General features: G+C 69.0%; 8 protein-coding genes. 4 read left to right on the forward strand and 4 right to left on the reverse strand.

All coding sequences use genetic code 11. The annotated features are described in order from the left end of the window. Window positions 1–647: DUF3418 domain-containing protein (locus ADBZ6I_RS13780; protein ID WP_526384757.1), on the forward strand; the 647-nt coding region annotated here is incomplete at its 5' end. Between the two features lie 19 nt (window positions 648–666). Here ADBZ6I_RS13780 and ADBZ6I_RS13785 read toward each other — a convergent pair. From ADBZ6I_RS13785 to ADBZ6I_RS13795, 3 genes are all read right to left on the reverse strand, one after another. Continuing rightward, on the reverse strand, window positions 667–1,122 hold the full coding sequence (locus ADBZ6I_RS13785; RefSeq protein ID WP_526384759.1) for an SRPBCC family protein: 456 nt from the start codon (window positions 1,120–1,122) through the stop codon (window positions 667–669). A gap of 48 nt (window positions 1,123–1,170) precedes the next feature. Beyond that, on the reverse strand, window positions 1,171–2,367 hold the full coding sequence (locus ADBZ6I_RS13790) for an acyl-CoA dehydrogenase family protein (RefSeq protein WP_526384771.1): 1,197 nt from the start codon (window positions 2,365–2,367) through the stop codon (window positions 1,171–1,173). Window positions 2,368–2,452: 85 nt separating this feature from the next. After that, on the reverse strand, window positions 2,453–3,682 hold the full coding sequence (locus tag ADBZ6I_RS13795) for an acyl-CoA dehydrogenase family protein (protein ID WP_526384761.1): 1,230 nt from the start codon (window positions 3,680–3,682) through the stop codon (window positions 2,453–2,455). Between the two features lie 410 nt (window positions 3,683–4,092). Between ADBZ6I_RS13795 and ADBZ6I_RS13800 the strand changes: the two genes are divergently transcribed. Then, the gene (locus tag ADBZ6I_RS13800; RefSeq protein ID WP_526384763.1) at window positions 4,093–4,539 is read left to right on the forward strand and encodes a hypothetical protein; all 447 of its coding nucleotides are present in this window, start codon (window positions 4,093–4,095) and stop codon (window positions 4,537–4,539) included. Window positions 4,540–4,551: 12 nt separating this feature from the next. Here the strand turns inward: ADBZ6I_RS13800 and ctaD are convergent, their stop codons facing one another. Then, the gene (gene ctaD, locus ADBZ6I_RS13805; protein ID WP_526384765.1) at window positions 4,552–6,303 is read right to left on the reverse strand and encodes an aa3-type cytochrome oxidase subunit I; all 1,752 of its coding nucleotides are present in this window, start codon (window positions 6,301–6,303) and stop codon (window positions 4,552–4,554) included. A gap of 76 nt (window positions 6,304–6,379) precedes the next feature. On the opposite strand from ctaD, the gene ADBZ6I_RS13810 reads away from it, so the two are divergent. Together ADBZ6I_RS13810 and ADBZ6I_RS13815 are read left to right on the forward strand one after the other, a co-directional pair. After that, the gene (locus tag ADBZ6I_RS13810) at window positions 6,380–7,279 is read left to right on the forward strand and encodes a DUF1295 domain-containing protein (protein WP_526384767.1); all 900 of its coding nucleotides are present in this window, start codon (window positions 6,380–6,382) and stop codon (window positions 7,277–7,279) included. Then, a complete protein-coding gene (locus ADBZ6I_RS13815) occupies window positions 7,276–8,400 on the forward strand; it encodes an FAD-dependent oxidoreductase (protein WP_526384769.1) in 1,125 nt (374 codons plus the stop codon). Before ADBZ6I_RS13810 ends, ADBZ6I_RS13815 begins: the two co-directional genes overlap by 4 nt. Window positions 8,401–8,488 lie beyond the last annotated feature (88 nt).

Consider the following 8,488-nt stretch of genomic DNA (forward strand, 5'->3'; position numbering starts at 1 on the left):
AAAGCCTTGAGAAGAGCCTGGATCCGCGGCGCCGGCTGGGGCTGGGCGCCAATCCGGACGGCTCACTGGCCGCCCTGCTGGAGGACTGCGCCGACGCCGCCGTCGACGTGCTGGTGACCACACCGGTGTGGAGCCGCGCCGACTTCGACGCCGCCTGCCGGCGGGTCCGCGAGGCGCTGCCGGCGACGACCGCCGACATCCTCGCCAGGGTGGAGAAGTCGCTGGCGGCCCTGCAGGCGGTGATGGTCGCGCTGCCGGCCCGGCCGTCGGCACTGCAGGCCGAGGCGGTGGCCGACATCCGCGCGCAATTGGCAACTCTGGTCGGTCCCCGGTTCGTCACCGCCACCGGTGCCCCGCACCTGGCTGACTTGACCCGCTATCTCACCGCGATCGTTCGGCGGATGGAACGGCTCTCGCAATCCCCGCAGGCCGACCGCGAGCGGATGGCGCGGGTGCAGGCGGTGCAGGCCGAGTACGACGCGCTGGTGCGCGCGCTGTCGCCGTCGCGGGCTGCCGCCGACGACGTCCGCGATATCGCACGGTTGATCCAGGAATTCCGGGTAAGCCTGTGGGCGCAGCAGTTGGGCACCCCGCGTCCGGTCAGCGAACAGCGGATCTACCGGGCGATCGACGCGGTGCTGGCTTAGCGGGAGAACGTGGCCGCTATCAGCGCTTCTCCACGCGTTTCTTCAGCCCGTTGAGAGCCTGGTCGACGATCCTCAACGCGGCCATCTTCTTGATGAATCCCATCATCGGGATCTTGGGGTCGATCTCCAGCTCGTAGGTGACCAAGGTGGCGTACCCGTCGGGGGTGAGCCGGTAGGTCCCGTCGAGCTTTTTCATCATGGCGGACTTGGGTTTTCCGGCTTCGTCGAAGTTCAGCGTCCAGCTCACTTCCTCAGTGCCGGTCCAGATGTAGCCGATCTCGTAGGTGTCCTTGCCCACCGGGGTGCTGATGGTGAAGGCCGCGTCCTTGGGTGCGCCGTCATCGTGGGTGCTGACGATCTCCACGCCGATGAATTCACCGCTCCAGCTGGGGTAGTCGCCGAGGTTGGCGATCACCGCCATCACCTCTTCGGGTGAGGCGTTGATCGTGACCGAATCGGAAACCTTGTCCGCCATGGATCCTCCATCCGTGATGTTGCGTCGAACGCTATCGGTTTCGCCGCGTTACGGCGCCCCGGTGGCCACCGGGACGGCGCCGCTATGGGCGACGGCGTTGTCCAGCACCAGATCGGCCACCCGCGCGCGGTGCTGCTCGGCGCTGCCCAGCAGCGCGGCGTCGGTGGCCGCGCGCTTGAAGTACAAGTGCGCCTGGTGTTCCCAGGTGAACCCGATGCCACCGTGCACCTGGATGGTGTCCGCGGCGATCCGGCTGAACGCCGCCGAGCAGGTGGCCTGGGCGATGCTGGCCGCCAGTGCCGGGTCGTCGGAACCCTCGGTCAGCGCCCACACCGCGTGATAGGCGGTGGAGCGGGCGTGTTCGAGGTCGACGAGCATGTCGGCCAGCTTGTGCTTGATCGCCTGGAACGAGCCGATCTGACGGCCGAACTGCAACCGCGACGTGGCGTACTCCACCGACAGGTCCAGCAGGTGCTGCGCCGCACCGACCTGCTCGACGGCCAGCAGCGCAGCACCGACCTGTAGCGCATGGGTGATCACCCGCTCGGCTTCTGCTGGCCCGGCCAGCAGCCGCGCCGGGGCGCCGTCGACGATGACGGTCGCCTGTGGGCGGGTCAGGTCCATGGTGACCAGCGGCGTGCGGGTAGTGTGCGCAGCGTCCACGGCGTAGAGGCTGATCCCGTCAGATCCCTTGGCCGCCAACAGGATCACCTCAGCGGCGTCGGCATCGACCAGCCGGTCGGCGGTGCCGGTGACCCGGTCCGCGTCGACGGTGACCGTCACCCGCGAAGCATCGAAGGCGCCGGCGTGGTCGGCCACCGCGAACGCCGCAGTGCGCTCACCCTCGACCAGGGCGGCGAGGATCTCGTCGCGCGCCGGACCGGCCGTGCAGGCCACCAGCGCCGGGATGGCCAGGTACACCGTCCCGAACAGCGGCCCGCAGGCCAGCGCCGAGCCGAACTCCTCCACCGCGACGGCTTGGTCCACCAGCGACCCGCCGACGCCGCCGTCGGCCTCGGGAACCGACATGCCGAGCACGCCGAGTTCGGTGCCCAGCCGGCGCCACACCGCCGGGTCGAACCGGACGTCGGCCTCCATCAGCCGACGCACCGCCGCCTGGTCGAGGTTCTCGGCGCAGAACTTGCGCACCGCGGTGCGCAACTGCTGCTGCTCGGGGGTGAAGGCGAACTCGCGGACCTCAGCCACCGTGATGGGCTGATCCGCAAGCTCCTCAGCCACCGTGATGGGCTGATCCGCAAGCTCCTCAGCCACCGTGATGGGCTGATCCGCAAGCTCCTCAGCCACCGTGATGGGCTGATCCGCAAGCTCCTCAGCCACGCGGCACCTCTTTCCACGGCATACCGGCATCGGCACGCAGATCTCCGGGCAGCCCCAGCACCCGCTCGCCGAGGATGTTGCGCATCACTTCCGACGTGCCGCCCTCGATGGTGTTGGCCCGGCTGCGCAGGTAACGCTGCTGGACCGGTCCGCGCCAGTCGCCGGTGCCGGCGTTCTGGCCGTACATGGAGTAGCTGTGGTACAGAATCCCTTCCGGCCCAAGCAGATCCATGCAGAACCCGTAGATCTCCTGGTTCAGCTCCGCGCCCACCATCTTGCCGATCGAGCCCTCCGGGCCGGGCCCGCCGGTACTGGTGGCCGCGGCCCGCGACCGCTCGGAGGTCAGTCGCTGCGCCTCGGCCCGCAACCACAGCTGGGTGAGCCGGTCGCGCAGCACCGGGGTGTGCAGATCCGGACGCCCCGCCCACAACTGCACGGCGTCGGAGATGGCGCCGCCGCCGCGGCGGCTGCCGCTGGCGCCCAGCGCGCTGCGCTCGTTCATCAGGGTGGTCATGGCCACCCGCCAGCCGTCACCGACCGCGCCGAGGCGGTGCTGATCGGGAATGCGGGCGTCGGTCATGTAGACCTCGTTGAACTCGGCCTGCCCGGTCATCTGCCGCAGCGGCCGGGTTTCCACACCCGGGGCGTGCATGTCGAGCACGAAGTAGGTCAGCCCCTTGTGCTTGGGGGCGTCGGGATCGGTGCGGGCCAGCAGCAGACCCCAGCGGGCCTTGTGCGCCAGGCTGGTCCACACCTTCTGGCCGTTGAGCACCCAGTGCCGATCTCCCGTCGCTTCGCTCGCCCAGTCGTCCCCGTCGCGCACCGCGGAGGTGGCCAGGCCGGCCAAGTCCGAGCCGGCGCCCGGCTCGGAGAACAGCTGGCACCAGATGTCCTCGGTGGTGGCCAGCGGGCGCAGGAAGAACTTCTTCAGCTCGTCGCTCTGGGCGTGCTCGCGGACGGTGGGGGCCGCCATGCCGTAGCCCATCGGGTTCAGCCCCAGTGGAACCGGACCGCCGGCGCCCTGCAGGACGGCGTCGGCCACCGCCTGCAGCCCGCGGGAGGCGCCCAGGCCGCCCAGCCCCTCGGGGAAGTGGACCCAGGACAACCCGGCGTCGTAACAGGCGCCCAAGAACTCCTCGACGGGAACTTGTTTGGGATCGTGTTCGGCGACGACGTGATGGGCCAGTGCGGCGACCCGGTCGGGGTCCACAGCGTTGCTCATGCTCACTCACGATACCCACAGGTCGGTGAGCCTCCACTGTGGCCGAAAATGAATATACTTTGGGCTTGTTTCGCCGCTCAGGACCGAGGACTGCCATGGACATCTGGTTGCGTCTGCTCGTTGCCTCATCCGTTGCCGCAGGCGCTGTTTCGGTTGCCGGCTGCTCCGACCAGGCGACGACGTCGTCGGGTCCTTCGGTGTCAACGTCAACGTCAATGTCAACGTCAATGTCAACGTCAATGTCAACGTCAATGTCAACGTCAATGTCAACGTCGGTTTCAACGTCGGGTTCAACCGCGAAGACGTCGTCGGCTCCGTCGTCGGTTCCGCCGGTATCCACCGCCACGACGTCAACGGCCGTGCCCTCGTCGACGACGCCTCTCCCGCCGCCCCCCGCCGCGACGGGACCGGTGGCCGGGATCGACGCGACGGTCGCCGCCGAGGACCCCGCACCGCTGCGCCCGGGTGGTGAGGCGATGAGGTTCACCGTCACGCTGACAAACACCACCTCCGCCGACATCCCCGACGTGGGCCTGGTGGTTTCCCTGGGGCACTGTTCCTGCGGGTATCCCGGGGCCTCGATGATGCCGGCCGGCACCATGCGCATGCTCGACCCGCAGACCAACGTCTGGGCGGACGCGCCCTACGTCCGCGAGGGGACCGGCGGGGATTTCCTCGGGCGCACTCTCGCTCCGCCGTTCGTTCTCGAACAGGGCCAGACCGTCAGTTATGACTTGGAGATGCGTCTGGACGCCAACCCGGACGTCACCGTCGGCACATCGCAGGTGAACGTCTTCGTCAAGACGCCGGCCGAGACCGGCACCGCGGCATCGCTGCCGATCTCCGTCGAACCCTGACCCGGACACCCGTCAGCGGTCGGCTTCGGTGCGGGGTCCGAAGCTGCGCCGCGACTCCGGTGTCTCGCCGAGCGTCGCCCGCCGGCCGATGTGTGCCTCGGCACGCATCCGCGCCGACATGTGCGGATAGTGCAGCTCGAAGGCCGGCCGCTCGGAGCGGATGGGCGGCAGTTCGGTGAAGTTGTGCCGCGGGGGCGGACAGCTGGTGGCCCACTCCAGTGAATTCGCATGTCCCCACGGGTCATCCACCACAACCACCCGGCCGTATCGCCAACTGCGGAAGATGTTCCACACGAACGGCAGCGCCGAGATCCCGAGGATGGCCGCGCCGATGGTGGACACCACGTTGAGTGCCTGGAACCCGTCGCTGGGCAGGTAGTCGGCGTAGCGGCGCGGCATGCCCTCGTTGCCCAGGACGTGCTGGATCAGGAACGTGGTGTGGAATCCGATGAAGGTCAGCCAGAAGTGCAGCTTGCCCAATCGCTCGTCGAGCATCCTGCCGGTCATCTTCGGGAACCAGAAGTAGATGCCGCCGTAGGTCGCGAACACGATGGTGCCGAACAGCACGTAGTGGAAGTGCGCCACCACGAAGTAGGTATCGGTGACGTGGAAGTCGATCGGTGGGCTGGCCAACATGACTCCGGTGAGGCCGCCGAGCAGGAAGGTCACCAGGAAGCCGAACGCCCACAGCATCGGCGTCTCGAAGGTCACCTGGCCGCGCCACATGGTGCCGATCCAGTTGAAGAACTTGATGCCGGTGGGCACCGCGATGAGATAGGTCATGAACGCGAAGAACGGCAGCAGAACGGCGCCGGTGGCGAACATGTGGTGCGCCCACACCGCCATCGACAGCGTGGCGATGGCCACGGTCGCGTACACCAGGGTGGCGTAACCGAAGATGGGCTTGCGGGAGAACACCGGGATGATCTCGGTGATGATGCCGAAGAACGGCAGCGCGACGACGTAGACCTCGGGGTGGCCGAAGTACCAGAACAGGTGCTGGAACAGCATCGGCCCGCCGTTGGCGGCGTCGTAGACGTGCGCGCCGAGGCGCCGGTCGGCGGCCAGTGCGAACAGCGCCGCGGTCAGCAGCGGGAAGATCAGCAGCACCATGATCGACGTCACGAAGATGTTCCAGGTGAAGATCGGCATCCGGAACATGGTCATGCCGGGGGCGCGCATGCACACCACCGTGGTGATCATGTTGACGCCGCCGAGGATGGTGCCCAGGCCGCCGACGGCCAGCCCGAGTATCCACAGATCGCCGCCCGGCCCGGGCGAGTGCACCGCGCTCGACAGCGGCGTGTAGGCGGTCCACCCGAAATCCGCCGCGCCGCCGGGCGAGACGAAGCCGGCCAGGGCGATCAGTGCGCCACCGAGGAACAACCAGAACGACAGCGCGTTGAGCCGCGGGAAAGCGACATCGGGAGCGCCGATCTGCAGCGGCAGAACCAGATTGGCGAAGCCGAACACGATCGGGGTGGCGTAGAACAGCAGCATTGCCGTGCCGTGCATGGTGAACAGCTGGTTGTACTGCTCGTTGGACAGGAACTGCAGACCTGGTACAGCCAGCTCGGCGCGGATGAACAGCGCCATCAGACCGCCCGCGAAGAAGAACACGAAGCAGGCGACGCAGTACATGATCCCGATCAGCTTGTGATCGGTGGTGGTCACCATCCGGTAGAGCAGCGTCGCCCGGCGCCCTCTGACGGGCGGGAACGGGCGGCCCGCTGTGATGACGGCCGGTTGCGACGTCGCGGTCATCAGGCCGCAGTACCCCGGAACTGACCTGGTCTAACATTCCGGCAAGGGGCGCGGCGGGCTGAGCAAGGAGGCCTGAATGGGTCGAAGCGCACGAAGCCGCGCGCTGGCCATGGTGACGCTGGCGTACGTCATCGCGATCGCCGTCGCCGCGGCCTGGCTGGTCTGGGGTCCGGGCACCGGGGCACTGTGGCTGGACACCCTGATCGCCGACCTGCTCGCCACGTGCGTGGTGTTCGTCTTCAGCCGCGTCTACCGCAACTCCAGCTTCTACGACGCCTACTGGAGCGTGATCCCGCCGCTGCTGCTGGCGTACTGGTGGTGGCAGGGACCCATCGGCGTCACCGGCGCCGGGGCGCTGCGCTGCTGGCTGATGGCGCTCGTCGTCGGCTACTGGGCGGTGCGCCTGACGGCCAACTGGGCCATCGGCTTTCCCGGCCTGCACCACGAGGATTGGCGCTACCCGTTGCTGCGTCAGCGCGCCGGCCGCTTCGAATCCCTCGCCGACCTGTTCGCGATTCATGTCTTCCCCACCTGCCAGGTGTTCGTCGCGATGTTGCCGGTGTACGTGGCCGCCACCCATCCCGGCGACGGGCTGACCTGGCTGGCCTGGCTGGCTTTCGCCGTCGGAGTCGGCGCCGTCAGCCTGGAACTGACCGCCGACACCCAGATGCGCCGGTTCGTCGCCGGCCGCCGGCCCGGGGCGGTGATGGACCAGGGACTCTGGGGCTGGTCGCGTCACCCGAACTACCTCGGCGAGATCGGATTCTGGTTCTCCCTGGCGCTGTTCGGGATTTCCGCCGCGCCCGGCGAGGCCTGGTGGTTGTTCGTCGGGGTGGCGGTGATGGTGGCCATGTTCCTGGGCGCCAGCATTCCGATGATGGAAGAGCGCAGCCTTGCGCGCCGGCCGCAGTACGCCGACGTCATCGACCGGGTGCCCAAGCTGGTGCCGCGGCCACCCCGGCGGGCGCCGCGGTGAGCCGTCCGAGGGTGGTGATCGCCGGCCTGGGTGACAGCGGCGTGCTGACGGCCATCCGGCTGGCCCGGTCCGCCGACGTGGTCGGCATCTCGGCCAAGCCGGGTTTGGTGAGTGGTCAGGAACTCGGGGTCCGGCTCACCCGGCCGGCGGACTGGGCCCGCGACTACCTGGTGCCCTTCGACCGTTACCGGGCGCTGGACGGCGTGCGGACGGTCCAGGCGGAACTGACCGGCCTGGACGCGGCCGCGCGCACCGTGCACGCCCGGCTGCCCGACGGCGCCGAGATCACCGAAAGCTATGACGCCCTGGTCATTTCGACCGGGGTGAGCAACGGGTTCTGGCGCCGCCCCGGATTGCAGAGCACCGCGGACGTCCACGCCGACCTCGCCGCCGCCCACCAGCGGCTGGCGGACGCCGCGTCGGTGGCGGTGATCGGCGGCGGTGCGGCGGCGGTCAGCGCGGCGGCCAACGTCGCGGCGCGCTGGCCGGACAAGGACGTGCACCTGTACTTCCCGCACCAGCGGGCGCTGCGCGAGCATCACCCAAGGGTGTGGGATCACCTGCAGCGCAGACTGATCCGGCTCGGCGTGCGGCTGCATCCCGGGCACCGCGCGGTGGTCCCGGACGGATTCGACTGCGACCAAATCACTTCCGAGGAGGTGAGGTGGAGCACCGGCCAGCCGCCGGCGCACGCCGATGCCGTGCTGTGGACGGTCGGGCGTGTGCGGCCCAACACCGGCTGGCTGCCGCCGGACATGCTCGACGCCGACGGGTTCGTCGCCGTCACCCCGGACCTGCGGGTGCCCGGCTACCCGGGGGTGTTCGCCATCGGCGACGTCGCAGCCACCGACCCGCTGCGCTCCTCGGCCCGCAACCGCGCCGACGGCCTGCTGGCCCGAAACATCCTGGCCGAGCGGTCCGGCCGTGCACTGCGGGACTACCGACCGCCCCGGCGCCGCTGGGGATCAGTGATCGGAATCCAGGACGACGGCGTGGAGGTCTTCGCCGCAGGCGGCCGGCCGTTCCGGATTCCGGCGTGGCCGGTGCACCGCATCCTGATGCCCTGGATCGTCGGGCGGGGTATCTATCGCGGGATTCGCACCAACCAGCCGCTGGGGTAGCGGGTGGGGTCGACCTCGCACCCGCCAGGCCGACGATGCGCGCTCGTTGTTGGAGGGCGCGAGGCGACCGAGGTAGCGCTTGCATGAC

The organism is Mycobacterium sp., from assembly GCF_044342925.1.
Classification (GTDB): domain Bacteria; phylum Actinomycetota; class Actinomycetes; order Mycobacteriales; family Mycobacteriaceae; genus Mycobacterium.